Source organism: Mesorhizobium ciceri biovar biserrulae WSM1271, from assembly GCF_000185905.1.
Classification (GTDB): Bacteria; Pseudomonadota; Alphaproteobacteria; order Rhizobiales; family Rhizobiaceae; genus Mesorhizobium; species Mesorhizobium ciceri.
Window position 1 is genome coordinate 2,100,538 of sequence record NC_014923.1, and the last position, 15,841, is coordinate 2,116,378.

Below are 15,841 nucleotides of genomic sequence, written 5' to 3' on the forward strand. Positions count from 1 at the left end.
CCAGCGAGCGTCCTGACGGGCAGATCGTGAACCAGCAACCCAACATCCTCTCCCCGAAGGAGGCGTTCAAGGCCTGCTTCTCGGCCGTTGCCGGATATCTCGGCAGGCCGAGCGCGGAGACCGTGCTGTTTGCCGGCGTGCCGCTCTCGGATACGCGAATTGCGGCCGACGACATCAGGCACCTTGCCGAACGCATCGGCCTGGAAGTCACCGAGTTCAATCATCGCGATTTTCTCAGGGGGCGTATCGACCTGCCGGCCATCGTTTTTCGCGTCAGCCAATTGCCCGTCGCCCTGCTCGCTCTAGGCGAAGGCGATGCGTATATCACCGCGCCCCAGGAAGACGGCCGCACCACGATCGGCCGGTCGGAACTGGCCGCCAGCTACATCAGCGGCGGCGCTTCCTTTTCGATCACCTATGCCAATGCCGCCGAGACCATGTCGGTCGGCTCGGCGGCCAGGATCGAGCGAAGACATTGGCTTACAGGGACGATGGGCGCTTTCTGGCGCACCTACTCGAAAGTCGTCCTGGCGGCGGTGTTCATCAATCTGCTGGCCATAGCCTCGCCGATCTTCACCATGAACGTCTACGACAGGATCCTGCCGAACAAGGCGATATCGACACTGTGGGTCCTGGCTCTCGGCATCGGTGCGGTCATCCTGTTCGACCTGCTTTTGAAGACGGCAAGGGCTTCCCTCATCGACTATGCCGGGCGCAAGGCGGATCTGCGGATATCCTATCTGCTGTTCGAAAAAGTACTGAACTCGTCGCTTTCGGCGCGCCCCGGATCGACCGGCGAATACGCAAACAGGGTCACGCAATATGAATTCGTCAGGGAGTTCTTCACCTCCAACACCATAAGCGTGTTCATCGACACGGCATTCGTCTTCGTCTTTCTCCTTGTGATCTATGCAATAGGCGGCTGGCTGGTGATCATACCGGCGCTGGCCTTCGTGATGTCCGTCATCGTCGGCCTGGTCACCCAGCGCCGCATCGGCAAGCGCGTTGCCGCCTCGATGAACGAAGCATCGCAGCGCCAGGCCCTGCTGGTCGAATCCATCTCGACGCTGGAGACCATCAAGTCGCTGCGCGCCGAGGCGTATCTGCTGCGGAAATGGGGAGAGCACTCCAAGAACGCCGCCAACACGTCCGAGAAGATCAAGCAGCTTTCGGCGGCGGCGGGCAACATCACCCAGTCCATACAGCAGCTGGTGACCGTCGCCCTGGTCGTGGCCGGCGCCTATGCCTTCTCGGAAGGGCATGTTTCGACAGGAGCAATCATAGGAACGGTGATGCTGGCGAGCAGGGCCGTGGCGCCGCTCGGCCAGATCGCCATAACGTTGTCCCGGTTCCGCCAGGCCATGCTCTCGCTGAGGATGGTGAATTCGATCATGGCTCAACCGGAAGATCGACCCGACACGGTGGGCTTCGTCAACCGCCCCATCCGCAAGGGGGCGATGGTGTTCAGGAATGTCGGGTTTGTCTATCCAGGCTCGGAAAACGAAGTTTTGACCGGCCTGAATTTCTCGGTCAAGCCGGGTGAGCGGATCGGCATCATCGGCCGCATAGGATCGGGAAAGACGACGATGGGTCGGCTGGTCGGCCGGCTCTTCCTGCCGACTTCCGGTGAGTTGCTGCTGGATGGGATCGACATTCGCCAGTATCACCCGTCCGAGGTTCGCGCCGCGGTCGGCATCGTTGCGCAGGCCGGCGACCTGTTCTCGGGCACCATCAAGGAAAACCTCCTGATGGCATGCCCCGAGGCTACAGACGAACAGATCATCGAAGCGGCAAAGGCGGCCGGCGTCGACGATTTCGTCTCACGCCACCCGCGCGGCTACGACATGAATGTCGGCGAGCGCGGCACCAATCTTTCCGGCGGCCAGAGGCAGACGGTGGCGATCGCGCGCCTGCTGCTGACCAAACCGAAAATCGTCTTTCTGGACGAGCCGTCGGGCTCGATGGATCTTGCTTCCGAACGCCAGTTGATCAAGCAGCTCAAAGTCGCCTTTGACCGCGACACGACGCTGATCGTCTCCACACATCGGTTCAGCATGCTTGAACTGGCCGACCGCCTGATCGTTATCGAACAGGGCAAAATCGTTGCCGACGGACCGAAGGACCAAGTCATACAGGCGTTGCAGAAAACAAGCGCCTGACAAAACAATTATTGCTGCATCCAATGCGTTGGGGCGTGGGAAATGCTTGCCAGGGAAGATCGACCGCCGCTGTTTGCGTCGGCGTCCATATTCATCATCGGAGCGCTCTTCGTCGTTTTTGTCGCCTGGGCGTCCTTTGCCGAAGTCGATGAGATCGCACGCGGCGACGGCAAGGTCATACCTGCTTCCAAGACCCAGATCATCCAGGCGAGCGAGGCCGGTGTGGTTCAAGAAATCGCCGTGACGATCGGCCAGGTCGTCAAGAAGAACGATCTCATCATCCGCCTGGACAACACGCTCAACACGTCCAGTCTCGGCGAGCAGCAGGCCAAGGCGCGCGCGCTGGAAGTGCGCATAGCGAGGCTGAAATACGAACAGGCCGGCAATCTCTCAGGGCCATTTCCATGCCCGCAGGACATCCAGTCGGTCGCTCCGCAAATCTGCGACAATGAACAGAAGCTGCTCATCGCCCGGCGCGGGAACTTCGACAACAAGCTGTCCGTGCTCAAGTCACGCCTCGATCAGCGCGAGAAGGAACTTGCCGAGGCGGAGGCCAATTCCGATCGTCTTTCTAAGAACCTGGTCGTCAGCGACCAGGAGGCAAAACTCGTCGACGCGATGGTCAAGAAAGGCCTGATGGCAAGGACCGAGCAGCTCCGGGTAGAGCGCGAACAGACCGAACTCAACGGCCAGCTGAACCTTGCCGGCGAAACGATAAAGAAGATCAAATCGTCGATCACGGAAGCTCAGCTTCAGGTCGAGGAACTCGGCCTGCAATTGCAGCAGGAGGCGTTGGACGACCTTACCCAGGCGCTGGCGGACCTTTCGGTGGTGGATGAGACCATAAGGGGAGCCACCGACAAGGTCGCGCGCACCGATATCCGGTCTCCCGTGGACGGCATCGTCAACACGCTGGAGCTGAACACGGTCGGCGCCTTCGTCCAGCCTGGCGCCGTCGTGGCCGGCATCGTGCCAACCTCCGAAACGTTGCTGGTGGAGGCACGGGTCTCGCCGCGGGATGTCGCCTTCATCCGTCCCGACCAGGAAGCCCTTATCAAGGTCACCGCCTATGATTTCTCGATCTTCGGCGGCATCGAGGGCAAGGTCTCCAACATCACAGCCGACAGCCTGGTCGATCAGAAAACGGGAGAGCCCTATTATCAGGTGCGCGTGGCGACGGACAAATCGACTCTTCAAAGAGACGGCAAGGCCTATTCGATCATCCCCGGAATGATCTGTTCGGTCGACATCAAGACCGGGCGCAAGACGATCCTGCACTACCTCCTGAAGCCGATCAACAAGGCGCGCGAGGAGGCGATGAGTGAGCGGTAGCGCCAGCCCTCAGCATTCCGATCGCGAGCGGCTGCTTGCGCCAGTCGCCGCCGAGGATTTCGGGCTGGAGTTTCGGGTCGTGGCGCGCGGCGGCATACGGCGCGGCATTCGTCTGGAGCGGGCATTCTGGATGTCGCTGAAGCAGATGGCCGAAAGCAGGAAGTGCACGATCGGCATGCTCATCGACGAGATCGCCGAGAGCCAGGCCCAGACAGGCAATCTGACATCCGCGATCCGGGTGGCCTGCATGCGTGGGTTGGGGGACGAAAACCTGACCTTGCGAAGGCTTGCATCGATCAACACCATCAACGCAATACTGGTCGCGTGCCCGTCCCCGGCCTTTGCCCTGGCTTCTTCGAAGAAGATCCTGTCGTTCAACGCGCCGTTCCAGCAACTGGTCAAGCGCCAATTGCCGATCGCCCCAAGCGATGACGCACGGCACGACCTCAAGCTGGCGCTGGACCTCAATGTGGCCGATATCTTCACGCGGCTCGACGCCAATGGCGAATCGCCGGTGGCCACCGGTTTTGTCATCGGCGCGGGCGACCGTCGATACCGGGGGCAGTTGAATGCGGTGCGGGCCCCGGTGCTCGAGCCGGAACTGCTGATGGCGTTCGTCTTCGGCGGCTGAATGCCCGCCAGTCTTTGGCGAGAACCTATGGCTTGGACTGGCCGAAACCCTATGGCTGAAAACCTTCGCCGGGTGCGACGGTTGCGAAACCGCCCTTGATGTCGGCCATCTGGGCGCCGCCCGGTCTTGAACCGTGGATCCAGGCCCGGTCCGTGCTGAACGAATAGAGCGGGACGTAATCCGGGAGATCGCTGTCACGCACAACGGTGTTGCTGAGGCTGTCGAGAATGAAGGTGCCGCTGCCTGTGCTCACCGACAACACTGCGTGAAAGAAGCCTCTCTTGCGATCCTGGAGGACGACAAGCGCCATGCTTTGCGTCGGAATGCCGGCCCTCAGCAGGGCCGTCATCTTGAGGATGGCAAAATCCTCGCAATCGCCGGCTCGCCGCTCGAGAATCTCCGAAGGCTTCGCCCAATAGTCGAGCTTGCCGTAGACGAGGCTGTCTTTCCTGTAGGCGATCAGGCGATTGACGCTGCTGTTGACGAAGGACAGCTTCTCGCTGAATCCCTTGCCTTGAGCGGCAGCGATCATGCCGGCAAAAGCCGTGCTCTTGTGCTCGCAGGGGCTGCCTGCCGAGCAGGCGGTGATTGCCCGGTAGACAGGCGCCCAGCGCGCCGCGACGGGAAAATTGCGCATCGACAAGGCAACCGATCCGAAGACCCCTGGGATAATCGACGCGGTCTGCACCGGATCTATCCCGGCGTCATCTCGCGCCGTTGACGAGCCGTCCCCGCGGCCGACATCCGGGCCATAGCTGCCGGTGACCATACCGATCCGGTAAGCGTCCGCAGGCTGCCAGGGCTGGGGCCTCGTCAGTGAAACACCGCCGAGACAGGGCGGCGTCTGGACCTTCTCCTGGGGCCTGCCGGGTGCGGCGATATCGCTGGCGAATGACGGCCCCGCCAGGCCGACAAGCCCGATTGCCAGCAGGAGCATCTGGAGCCCGGTTTTTCCCGGAACCGATTTTTGCTTTTTCATAACGGCCACCTTTGACTGTGGACGCTACCAATCTTGTCTCAAATTATTGGAAAGGAAGGTGGATAAATATCCAGCAACTGTCTTCATCTATTTTATTTAAAATTCTATTGAATTTTATACTTTGATTTACCAAAAAATCCCGGCCAGTCCTCCGTCAGGGAAGCCTCCGGAAGCCAGCATATATCAGGTTATATTGTCGCGGTTTACCACGTGTAAAAAATGCCGAGCAATGCATATCATAATATATGAAATAGATTAGGGGGCAGTTGCAAAGTAGAAATGGCCGCTGTCTCTATCCGGTAAATATCGGAGGGGTTTCAGCCATGACGAACAATATCGAGTTGGACAGCTTTTCGGGTTCCTTGAACGAGCATTCCGCGTCCAGTGAACACGGCGATCAGACATCGCCGGCGGAGATCCGGGTCGCACAGGCAAATTCGACGCAGCAGGCCGCACCGGCAGCGTCCGAACCGGTGCCGGTCGATGTCGGCGGCGGAGCGCCCGTCAAGCCGGAAGCCCCCGCGGAAGCGAAGACGCTGCCGGCAGCTGCGCCGCACGAATATGTAGCCGACGCCAGCCACGTGGTAAGGCTTCCGGCCAACGCTTCCATCGACAACATCAAGGTCGACGGCCAAAACCTTGTGCTCGAACAGGCCGACGGCTCGGTGATCGTGATCAAGGATGGCGCCCTGAACGTGCCGACCTTCATCATCGGCGACGTCGAGGTGCCGCGCGTTGCCTTGCTGGCGGCGCTGGAAGCCAGCCATGTCGATGTCGCCTTCGGCGCCGACGGTTCCATCTCGGCCGGCCCCGGCGGTTCGAATTCAAGCGCAGGCGGTGATTTCTCGGTTCCCCCCGGCGGCATCGGCGACGGGTTCGACCTGTCGGCATTGCTGCCGCCGACCGCCTTGCAGTTTGGGCTTCTGGATCGCCGCGAACTGTTCCCGTCCATCGTCGACAGGCCGGTTTCAGTGGTGGCCACGTCACTGCTTGCCCCGACCGAAGCGGCCAGTGAGACCGGCCTCGATGGCAACCAGACACAATCGCCCGGCAGCGACGCGCCAAGCAATTCCGAAACTTCAGGCATCGGAACGATCAGCATCGACGCACCGGATGGAATCGGGTCGATCGTTATCAACGGTGTCGCCGTCACCGGCGTCGGCCAGCAGATCCCGGGCCAGTTCGGTTATTTGGAGATCGTCTCCTACAATCCGAGCACCGGCGCCATCGAATATAACTACACGGTGACCGAATCGGTCACTCATCCCGAGCACACGAACGGGTTCGATCCCAACGACACGGTTCCGGACAATTTCAGCATCACTGTCACGGACGTCGACGGCGATTCGGCCAGCACCACCTTTGCCGTCGCCATTGTCGACGACGTGCCGACAGCGGTTGCCGATACGGACAGCGTGACGGAAGACGGCGCGACGGTCGCGGACGGCAACGTGATCACGGCCAGCGGCGGCGCGGACGCGAATGTGACGGACGGCGTCGCCGACGTTAAGGGCGCGGACGGGGCGACGGTAACGGGCGTCGAGGCGGGCACGGTTGCATCGGCCTCGGGCCATGTCGGGTCGGCCGTGGCGGGCAGTTACGGTTCGATCACGATCGATGCGGACGGCCACTACAGCTACACGCTGAACAACGGCACTGCGGCGGTCCAGGCGCTGACCACCGGCCAGCATCTGACGGACACGTTCACCTACACGCTGACCGATGGCGACGGCGACACCTCGACGACAACGGTCGAGATCACCATCAACGGCACCAACGACGTCCCACAGGTCGTCGTCGACCAGGGCAACCCGGCCGGCGCGCATGACCAGGTCTATGAAGCAGGTCTGGCGGCGGGTTCGGCGGCCGGCGACGGCAGCACGGTTGCGACAGGCACCTTCACGGTGTCGGACGCCGACGGGCTCGACGACGTGCAGAGCGTCACCATCGGCGGCGTCACGGTTGCCATTGGCAGCCTTGACGGTTCGGTCTTCCAGGGCGACCACGGCACGCTGCTGATCACCGGCTACAACCCGGCAACCGGCGTTGCGGCCTATCAGTACACGCTGACCAGCCCGACCACGGACGTTCCCGCAGTCACCGAGACCGACAGCTTCTCGCTCACCGTCTCTGACGGCACCTCGTCGTCGGCCCCGGCAGCCATCGTCATCGACATCGTCGACGACGTGCCCAATGCGGTCGACGACACCAACAGCATCAGCGAGGACGCGCTTTCGCCGGTCAACGGCAATGTGCTGACCAACGACCTGCATGCCAATAACCAGCCGGGCGCCGACACGCCGACGAGCTTCGTCAGCTGGGATGGCTCGACGACGGGCGCGCACGGCACCTTCGTGGCCAATCCCGACGGCACCTACACCTATACGCTCAACAACGCCGATCCGGCGGTGCAGGCGCTGGACGCCGGCCAGACGCTGACCGAGACCTTCAACTACACGATGAAGGATGCCGACGGCGACACCGATACGGCAACGCTGACCATCACCATCAACGGCACCAACGACGTGCCGCAGATCGTCGTCGACCAGGGCAACCCGGCCGGCGCGCATGACCAGGTCTATGAAGCAGGTTTGGCGGCGGGTTCGGCGGCCGGCGACGGCAGCACGGTTGCAACAGGCACCTTCACGGTGTCGGACGCCGACGGGCTCGACGACGTGCAGAGCGTCACCATCGGCGGCGTCACGGTTGCCATTGGCAGCCTCAACGGTTCGGCCTTCCAGGGCGACCACGGCACGCTGCTGATCACCGGCTACAACCCGGCAACCGGCGTTGCGGCCTATCAGTACACGCTGACCAGCACGACGACGGACGTTCCCGCAGTCACCGAGACCGACAGCTTCTCGCTCACCGTCTCTGACGGCACCTCGTCGTCGGCCCCGGCAGCCATCGTCATCGACATCGTCGACGACATTCCGACGGCCCATGCCGACACCAACAGCGTGTCGGAAGGCGCGCAGGCCTCGGGCAACGTGCTGACGGACGGGACGGCGGACGTTCTGGGCGCCGACGGTGCGGCACCTGGCGGCGCGGTGACGGGCGTGGCAACCGGTTCGAACGTGTCGAACCCGGTAAGCGGCAATCTCGGCGGAGCCGGGATCGCGGGCCAGTACGGCACGCTGGTCCTGGGCGCCAACGGCGCCTACACCTACACGGCCAACCCCAACGCGGTGACCACCAACGCAGTCGATCACTTCGTCTACACCATCACCGACGGCGACGGCGACACCTCGACGGTGACGCTGGACATCACCGTCAACAATGTGACGGTGACGGCATCCGACACCGATGCGCTGGTCAGCGAGAAGGGCCTTGCAACGGGCAGCGACGCAGCCGGCAACAGCGAGATCTTCAACGGCGCGATCACGCCGGCCGGCGGCACCGGCCCGTACACCTATACGCTGACCTCGCCGGCCAGCGGCAGCTACGGCAATCTGGTGCTCAACGCCAACGGCACCTACACCTACACGCTGACCCAGACCTATGATGGTGCGACGACCAACAATGGCATCACCACCGAGCAGGACAAGGACAGCTTCACCTATACGGTGACCGACGCCCACGGCAACACCACCACCGGCTCCATCCTGGTCGACATCGTCGACGACATTCCGACGGCGCATGCCGACACCAACAGCGTGTCGGAAGGCGCGCAGGCCTCGGGCAACGTGCTGACGGACGGGACGGCGGACGTTCTGGGCGCCGACGGCGCGGCACCTGGCGGCGCGGTGACGGGCGTGGCAACCGGTTCGAACGTGTCGAACCCGGTAAGCGGCAATCTCGGCGGAGCCGGGATCGCGGGCCAGTACGGCACGCTGGTCCTGGGCGCCAACGGCGCCTACACCTACACGGCCAACCCCAACGCGGTGACCACCAACGCAGTCGATCACTTCGTCTACACCATCACCGACGGCGACGGCGACACCTCGACGGTGACGCTGGACATCACCGTCAACAATGTGACGGTGACGGCATCCGACACCGATGCGCTGGTCAGCGAGAAGGGCCTTGCGACGGGCAGCGACGCAGCCGGCAACAGCGAGATCTTCAACGGCGCGATCACGCCGGCTGGCGGCACCGGCCCGTACACCTATACGCTGACCTCGCCGGCCAGCGGCAGCTACGGCAATCTGGTGCTCAACGCCAACGGCACCTACACCTACACGCTGACCCAGACCTATGATGGTGCGACGACCAACAATGGCATCACCACCGAGCAGGACAAGGACAGCTTCACCTATACGGTGACCGACGCCCACGGCAACACCACCACCGGCTCCATCCTGGTCGACATCGTCGACGACATTCCGACGGCGCATGCCGACACCAACAGCGTGTCGGAAGGCGCGCAGGCCTCGGGCAACGTGCTGACGGACGGGACGGCGGACGTTCTGGGCGCCGACGGCGCGGCACCTGGCGGCGCGGTGACGGGCGTGGCAACCGGTTCGAACGTGTCGAACCCGGTAAGCGGCAATCTCGGCGGAGCCGGGATCGCGGGCCAGTACGGCACGCTGGTCCTGGGCGCCAACGGCGCCTACACCTACACGGCCAACCCCAACGCGGTGACCACCAACGCAGTCGATCACTTCGTCTACACCATCACCGACGGCGACGGCGACACCTCGACGGTGACGCTGGACATCACCGTCAACAATGTGACGGTGACGGCATCCGACACCGATGCGCTGGTCAGCGAGAAGGGCCTTGCAACGGGCAGCGACGCAGCCGGCAACAGCGAGATCTTCAACGGCGCGATCACGCCGGCCGGCGGCACCGGCCCGTACACCTATACGCTGACCTCGCCGGCCAGCGGCAGCTACGGCAATCTGGTGCTCAACGCCAACGGCACCTACACCTACACGCTGACCCAGACCTATGATGGTGCGACGACCAACAATGGCATCACCACCGAGCAGGACAAGGACAGCTTCACCTATACGGTGACCGACGCCCACGGCAACACCACCACCGGCTCCATCCTGGTCGACATCGTCGACGACATTCCGACGCTTGGAGCTTTCACGCCAGGTACGATCCCCAACGAGGTCGGATCCGTCAACGGCTTGTTTGACTTCGTAGCGGGAGCCGACGGGGTCAATCATTTCAACATAGCAGGACCGGCGATCACGGGGATTAGCTACAGCACGACAGTCCAGAGCGACGGAACGACAGTGCTGCTGGCCGAAACCTCCACTGGGACCGATATCTATTCACTCACCTTGCATCCAGATGGCACCTACGCGTTTGCCCTTATCACGCCCGATGCAGCAACAACGGTAACTCAAACACTTACGGGGCTGTCGCCGGGTGGTCCGACACCTTTCCTTGAAACGCCGGATGGCCTGATCGAGTTCACCGGCACTGGCACCGGCGTCAACTCTTCGACACAGGGCTTCGGTGTCGCCGATCAGTTTATTGAGAAAGATGAAAACTTCACCATGGAGTTTCACACCTCCTCAACCGCCGGAAACGATGCTCCGACGCTGAATCCGAAGTTCATAGGCAGCCTCGATTTCGCCGCAACCGGCAACAGCTCTGGTTCTGTTTCGTGGGTAGCAACCAATTCCGTTACCGGCGACACCCGTAGCGGAACGGCGACAGTTACGAACGGACATCTCGTCATCGACCCTTCGATCGACTTCAACCTAATTTCCATAACCGGTGACGCCGGTTCGAAAATCAGGCTGTCTGCCGTCGACATCTCACAAACGATACTGCCATCCGACACCACCTTGCATTTCCAAGTCAGTGCGGTCGACGGAGACGGCGACGTCAGTGCGACCCAGTCACTGGACATCCATCAGGTAGCTGCAAGTTCGGGTGGATCCTTCACCCTCCCCGGCTTTGCGGGAACGGTCAACGACGTGATCGCCGGCAGCACGCATATCGATACGATCTCAGGCGGAGCCGGCACCGACATCGCCGACTATACCGGCAGCGCGGCGGTCTCGATAAACCTGACAGATGCCGGTGGCGCCGCCGGTGTTCACGGCACCCCCAGCAATCCGAGTGATGGCAACATCACCGGTGGCGACGCCTTGGGAGATACCCTGACTGGCATCGAGGGCTTGATCGGCGGTTCCGGCGATGACTATCTCTACGGAAACTCCGGCGCCAATTACCTTGCCGGCGGACTGGGAAACGACACGCTGAGAGGCGAAGGCGGCGCTGACACGCTTATCGGCGGCGCCGGCAACGACCTGCTGGTCGGTGGCGCGGGGAGTGACACGCTCACCGGTGGCACGGGCGCCGACACGTTCAGACTTGAGAACCTCGACATCAAGGATCTGATCACGGACTTCAATGGCGGCGACGGCGACAAGATCGACCTGACAGCGCTGTTCGACTCGACTCCTGCGAATGTCGGCAACTTCGTCAACTACGACGCAGGGACCGGCGTGCTGAGTGTCGACACGAGCGGATCGGGAGATCCGGCCAATTTTGTCCAAGTGGCGGAACTCACGAACCTGCCCGCTGCCAACACGATCACGCTGCTCTACGACGACGGCATAACCCAGCATCAGACAACGGCAAACGTGGTGTAACGGCATAGCGCACAACCACGCGATTATGTTATACGTCGCTAATATTTAGGGGAGCTCAATATGAAACGTTCTGCAAGACTGCTTGTTTCCGCTGCGACGCTGTTGCTGGCAGTCGGGTCGACGGGGTATGCCGCCGATATCATCGAAGGTCCGACAGGCGATTATTGCCGTGTCGTCGGCACGTCCAATCTGGTCTTGAACGACAACATCGTCGATCTGAAGCAACAGGTGGTGAAGCTGATGGACGAGTCGGTTGCCGCCGCCAACAGCTCAGAGTGGATCAACTCGTCCCGGCCCGTCTTCGTCTGGGCATCGGAAGCCAAGGTCGCTTGCGGCAAGGCCTATGGCTACCTGAAGACGAACTACAAGGACGAAGACACCCTCAACAAATGCGAGTGTTTTCACGATCGCATGGTCGAGTACATGCACTGACCGGATAGGCGAACCCACGCCTGTTGGCCATCATGACAGCCGACGGATCCTTCCTGAAGGCGGTCGCGGGCGCGATCGTGTTGTTTGGCTTTGTCCAAACGGTCACGCCGGCCAGTGCCAACTGGCTGGAACGACCATCCGTGAAACCACAGCTTTCGTCCGGCCTGAAGCAACCAGTGCGCTGTGATCCGGCCACGGAGTGGACCCGGCAGACTTTCAAGGCGTTTGCCAGTTGCCAGGCATCGATCTATGGCCTGGAGCCGATGCTGGCGCATGCGGTGATGGAGATCGAAAGCGGCTTCGATCCCGACGTGCAAGGCGGTGACGGCGAAGTCGGCCTGATGCAGGTGATGCCGGCGACGGCCAGGATGCTCGGCTTTCGAGGTTCACTGGACGATCTGAGCGCGCCGGCGGCCAACATCGCGCTGGGGGTCAAATATCTTGCACAGGCCAACAGGCTCGCCGCGGGTGATCTCTGCACCACCGTCATGAAGTATCGCGCCGGGCACAATGAAAGCCGGTTCTCGGCCCTTTCAGTCCGCTACTGCCAGCGTGCGCGGGCAATCCTGGCAAGGGAAGGGATCGAAGTGACCGGCCCCTTGCCGGTGGCGACATTCGGCTTTTCCGCGTTTTCGCCAGGCGGGGAGGGTGGAGCCCCTGCCCAGGGAAAGGGCGTTTGCGTGCGCCGCGTGTTCGTGCCCGGGCCGCGATACATGAAATGCGCCGACTATCGAAGTGCCGGGCAAGCAAGGCAGATCAGGGCGCTCAGAGGCAGGCTTTTCGGCGGCTAAAAGAACTACAGACGGCACTGCAAGTCCGCCGTAACATGCGTTGAAGACCAGACCGGGAACAATATCCGGCGGCACATAGGGGTGGAGCATTCATGGAAGCTGGCCGACAGGTCCACCGTCCGCGGACATGGGCAATCGCCTTGGCGCTCGCCGCGATCGTGTCGGGCTGCCAGTCGAAGGGCGGCGTGTCCGAAGTGCTCGATCCGGCGGCGGTTACCGCGCCTGCCGGGCAGAACGGCGCCGCCGGCGCCGGTCCCGTCCAGGCGACCCAGTCGCTGGGCACCGGGTCGACCAAAGTCACGATGCTGCTGCCGCTGTCCGCCCCTGGAACGGCCGGGGAAAACGGCAGGAAGATGCTCGATGCGACCAAGCTGGCGATGACGGATATCGGCAACGGATTGCTGGCGCTGACGGTAGAAGATACCAAAGGCGACAGCGCACTGGCCGGCAAACTGGCGGTTACGGCCATTACGACGGGGTCTAAAGTCGTCATCGGCCCGACCGAGCTGCCGGCGGCCCAGCATATTGCCACGCTGTCGGGGTCGAAGCGGCCACCGGTCCTGGCGCTCGCCGACAATTTCGCCGGCGGCCCCGGGGTCTATGCCGTGCTCCTTGGCGAAGCGGACAGCGCCGCCGCGGGCGCCGCGGGACTGGCCGCGAAAGGCAGCAAGAAGTTCGTACTGCTTGTCGCGGATGGCCCAAACGCCGGCGCCATGGAGAAGCGGGTCGCAAACGGCCTCAGCATCTACGGCGCGGCGCTCGCGGTCACTCTCCGATATTCTGCCGGCGACGGCGCGAAGACGGTCGACGAAATGGGCTCACTCGTGGACGCCCCCGACGCCGTCATCGTCGCCAGCGGCAATGGCAGTCCGTCGCCTGTCCTTGCCGCCCTCAAATCGAAGGGCATTCCGGGAAAGACGATCCCCGTCGTCGGGACGAACCGTTGGCTGGAGCACCCCATGGATCCGCTCTTCGAGGGGGCGTTTATCGCCACGCTCGATCCAAGCGAAACCGGGCCGATCGCCGACCGCTTCAGGACGACATACAACTATCCGGCTGACGTCAATGTGGCCTACGCCTATGATATGGTTGCGCTGACGGCAGGGATTGCCAGCGCGGTCGGGCCCGATGGTTTCAGCAAAAAGGTTCTTGAGAATCCAAACGGCTTTCGCGGGTCGACCGGCCTGTTCCGGTTTCGGGCCGACGGATCCAGCCAACGCTCGATGCCGTTCTATCGGATTGAAAAAGGTGCGCTCAAACTGGTTGCCAAATCGACGTCGGGTTTCTGACCGGCGCAAATCCCTGGGATCCTGTTCAAGCTGATGGCCAGGCCGGGCCGCAGCCGCTTGGCGATCGCACTTGGAAGCCTCCTGCTCCTGGCGGGGATACTGCTGATCATTCAGGGCGGGGCGTTGCTTTCGGTCGATCGGCCGGTCCGTGCCCCGTCGCGGGATGTTGACGATACGCAGCCTGTCCGGCCGGTTGCACCGGTTGCCGGCGCACAACGCCTGGAGCCGGCGCGCAAGGTTGCTCAAGACCTGATCGCTCCACCACGGCTTGATCCCGCTGAGATCGAACGGGCCGAGCCCCGTCCGCCGCTCAGCGAGCTCGGTCTCGCCGTGCCCCCGAAAACGCCGATGCCCAGGGATTGGCGGGAGGTCTTGCTCTACCGCCCGGTTGCCACATCATCGGCGATGTTCGAAGCCATGGGCCGCAAGGTGGTCATCAGCGGAGTGCGAGGCATCGATCTCGACAGCTCCTGCTCGTTTCATGACGTCACCTGGCCTTGCGGCGTGCGCGCCCGCGCCGTTTTCAATTCCTGGCTGAGGGGACGTGCGCTGCACTGTTTCGTACCGCCGGACGTCGAGCGTTTTGCCGTCGCCGCACCGTGCAGGCTGGGCAAGCAGGATGTTGGCGCCTGGCTTGTCTCCAACGGCTGGGCCACGGCGCTGCCGAGCGGCATCTACGGCAAGGCGGAGGCGACAGCCAGAAACGCCGGGATGGGCATATTCGGCCCGGCACAATAGGCTGTCATTCAATCCCTGATGTTTTGTTTGTTAACCGCCACGGGCGCAGCCTTGATGGGGTCATCGCGCAATCGATTAAATTGCAATGTTCCTTGAAACTGAAATTGCAACACACCGGCCTTATACAAGCCCATCCACAGGAGATCGGCCAGTGACAAAGACTATGGCGAGCACCACCGACCAGGCATGGAAAGGCGTCGCTTTGCTGACCTTTCTGGGAACCACTGCAATCCTGGGCGTTTCCGTCGGTCTCAATTATCTGCTTCTGTTCTCGGAGGCGCTGACGCCATTTGGGCGCAGCATGGTCACGGCAATCCTGTTGCCTGTTGTTCTTGGTGTTCCGCTTTTTCTGTTCGTTGGATTGAAACAGATCGAGCTTCGTCGCTATCGCCGGGAACTCGACAAGTCGGCAACCTTCGACACCACGACCGGCTGCCTGAACGGAGCGGTCTTCACGTCGATGGTCGAAAAAAGAACCGCAAGGCCGTCGGTGCCGGGGCCGAAATCCGGCGCCTTCCTGGTCATCCATTCGGAGCATCTGCGGTCCATCAACCTGCGCTTTGGTCTTGAATGGGGCGATCAAGCCTTGCGGCTCATAGCCTCAACCATACAATCGTCAGTGCGCGCGGAGGATCTGGTTGGACGCATGGGGACGTCGATGTTCGGGGTTTTCCTCGCCGGCGCGACCGAAGCAGAAGCCAGGGAAATCGGCGAGCGTATCAGGGCGCGCATCGCACAAGTCTATTTCGCGCCAAAAGGCACCGAGGATGCCTTGACGGTCAAGGTCGGCGGCGTGGTGTTCGAGAACCAGGTGGAGTTCGCGGACATGTTCCGGTCCGCCGAGCAGCGCATGGCCGGCGTCCAGGACGGAGCGGCGTTTGAGCTGACGCATCTCCATAGCTGATAGTCGCCGGGAACCGGAGCCAG

Annotated in this window: 10 protein-coding genes; 9 read left to right on the forward strand and 1 reads right to left on the reverse strand. The window is 62.3% G+C overall.

Features of this window, described 5'->3' with window-relative positions; all coding sequences use genetic code 11:
* The first annotated feature begins 26 nt into the window (after positions 1 to 26).
* The 3 genes from MESCI_RS10075 to MESCI_RS10085 are packed head-to-tail and all read left to right on the forward strand — an operon-like array spanning position 27 to position 4,122.
* Positions 27 to 2,159, forward strand: coding sequence for a type I secretion system permease/ATPase (locus tag MESCI_RS10075; RefSeq protein ID WP_013529845.1), 2,133 nt, complete (start codon positions 27 to 29; stop codon positions 2,157 to 2,159).
* A gap of 42 nt (positions 2,160 to 2,201) precedes the next feature.
* Positions 2,202 to 3,491 (forward strand): HlyD family type I secretion periplasmic adaptor subunit, encoded by a 1,290-nt coding sequence (locus tag MESCI_RS10080; protein WP_013529846.1) that lies wholly within the window; start codon positions 2,202 to 2,204, stop codon positions 3,489 to 3,491.
* Positions 3,481 to 4,122, forward strand: coding sequence for a ribbon-helix-helix domain-containing protein (locus MESCI_RS10085; protein ID WP_013529847.1), 642 nt, complete (start codon positions 3,481 to 3,483; stop codon positions 4,120 to 4,122). The genes MESCI_RS10080 and MESCI_RS10085 overlap by 11 nt, the downstream gene beginning before the upstream one ends.
* Before the next feature lie 49 nt (positions 4,123 to 4,171).
* Here MESCI_RS10085 and MESCI_RS10090 read toward each other — a convergent pair whose 3' ends face one another.
* Positions 4,172 to 5,101 (reverse strand): transglutaminase-like cysteine peptidase, encoded by a 930-nt coding sequence (locus MESCI_RS10090; protein WP_013529848.1) that lies wholly within the window; start codon positions 5,099 to 5,101, stop codon positions 4,172 to 4,174.
* 323 nt (positions 5,102 to 5,424) lie between these two features.
* Here MESCI_RS10090 and MESCI_RS10095 point away from each other — a divergent pair, with 323 nt between their 5' ends.
* The 6 genes from MESCI_RS10095 (at position 5,425) to MESCI_RS10120 (ending at position 15,818) form a co-directional block, all read left to right on the forward strand.
* Positions 5,425 to 11,664, forward strand: a complete 6,240-nt coding sequence (locus tag MESCI_RS10095; RefSeq protein ID WP_013529849.1) for a VCBS domain-containing protein — start codon at positions 5,425 to 5,427, stop codon at positions 11,662 to 11,664.
* Between the two features lie 60 nt (positions 11,665 to 11,724).
* Positions 11,725 to 12,096 (forward strand): hypothetical protein, encoded by a 372-nt coding sequence (locus tag MESCI_RS10100; protein ID WP_013529850.1) that lies wholly within the window; start codon positions 11,725 to 11,727, stop codon positions 12,094 to 12,096.
* A 32-nt stretch (positions 12,097 to 12,128) separates the two neighbouring features.
* Positions 12,129 to 12,887, forward strand: a complete 759-nt coding sequence (locus tag MESCI_RS10105; protein WP_013529851.1) for a lytic transglycosylase domain-containing protein — start codon at positions 12,129 to 12,131, stop codon at positions 12,885 to 12,887.
* Between the two features lie 92 nt (positions 12,888 to 12,979).
* Complete coding sequence (locus MESCI_RS10110) at positions 12,980 to 14,176, forward strand: ABC transporter substrate-binding protein (protein ID WP_013529852.1); 1,197 nt, start codon at positions 12,980 to 12,982, stop codon at positions 14,174 to 14,176.
* Positions 14,177 to 14,209: 33 nt separating this feature from the next.
* Complete coding sequence (locus tag MESCI_RS10115; RefSeq protein ID WP_013529853.1) at positions 14,210 to 14,914, forward strand: thermonuclease family protein; 705 nt, start codon at positions 14,210 to 14,212, stop codon at positions 14,912 to 14,914.
* 151 nt (positions 14,915 to 15,065) lie between these two features.
* Positions 15,066 to 15,818 carry a GGDEF domain-containing protein gene (locus tag MESCI_RS10120; RefSeq protein ID WP_013529854.1) on the forward strand — a complete coding sequence of 251 codons (753 nt, stop codon included), beginning with the start codon at positions 15,066 to 15,068 and terminating at the stop codon, positions 15,816 to 15,818.
* Positions 15,819 to 15,841: the final 23 nt, after the last annotated feature.

What these genes read in the sequence shown, in the direction of transcription:
- MESCI_RS10080 (WP_013529846.1), top strand. Translation starts at nt 2,202, where the DNA reads ATGCTTGCCAGGGAAGATCGACCGCCGCTGTTTGCGTCGGCGTCCATA.
- MESCI_RS10090 (WP_013529848.1), bottom strand. Translation starts at nt 5,101, where the DNA reads ATGAAAAAGCAAAAATCGGTTCCGGGAAAAACCGGGCTCCAGATGCTC.
- MESCI_RS10095 (WP_013529849.1), top strand. Translation starts at nt 5,425, where the DNA reads ATGACGAACAATATCGAGTTGGACAGCTTTTCGGGTTCCTTGAACGAG.
- MESCI_RS10100 (WP_013529850.1), top strand. Translation starts at nt 11,725, where the DNA reads ATGAAACGTTCTGCAAGACTGCTTGTTTCCGCTGCGACGCTGTTGCTG.
- MESCI_RS10105 (WP_013529851.1), top strand. Translation starts at nt 12,129, where the DNA reads ATGACAGCCGACGGATCCTTCCTGAAGGCGGTCGCGGGCGCGATCGTG.
- MESCI_RS10110 (WP_013529852.1), top strand. Translation starts at nt 12,980, where the DNA reads ATGGAAGCTGGCCGACAGGTCCACCGTCCGCGGACATGGGCAATCGCC.
- MESCI_RS10115 (WP_013529853.1), top strand. Translation starts at nt 14,210, where the DNA reads ATGGCCAGGCCGGGCCGCAGCCGCTTGGCGATCGCACTTGGAAGCCTC.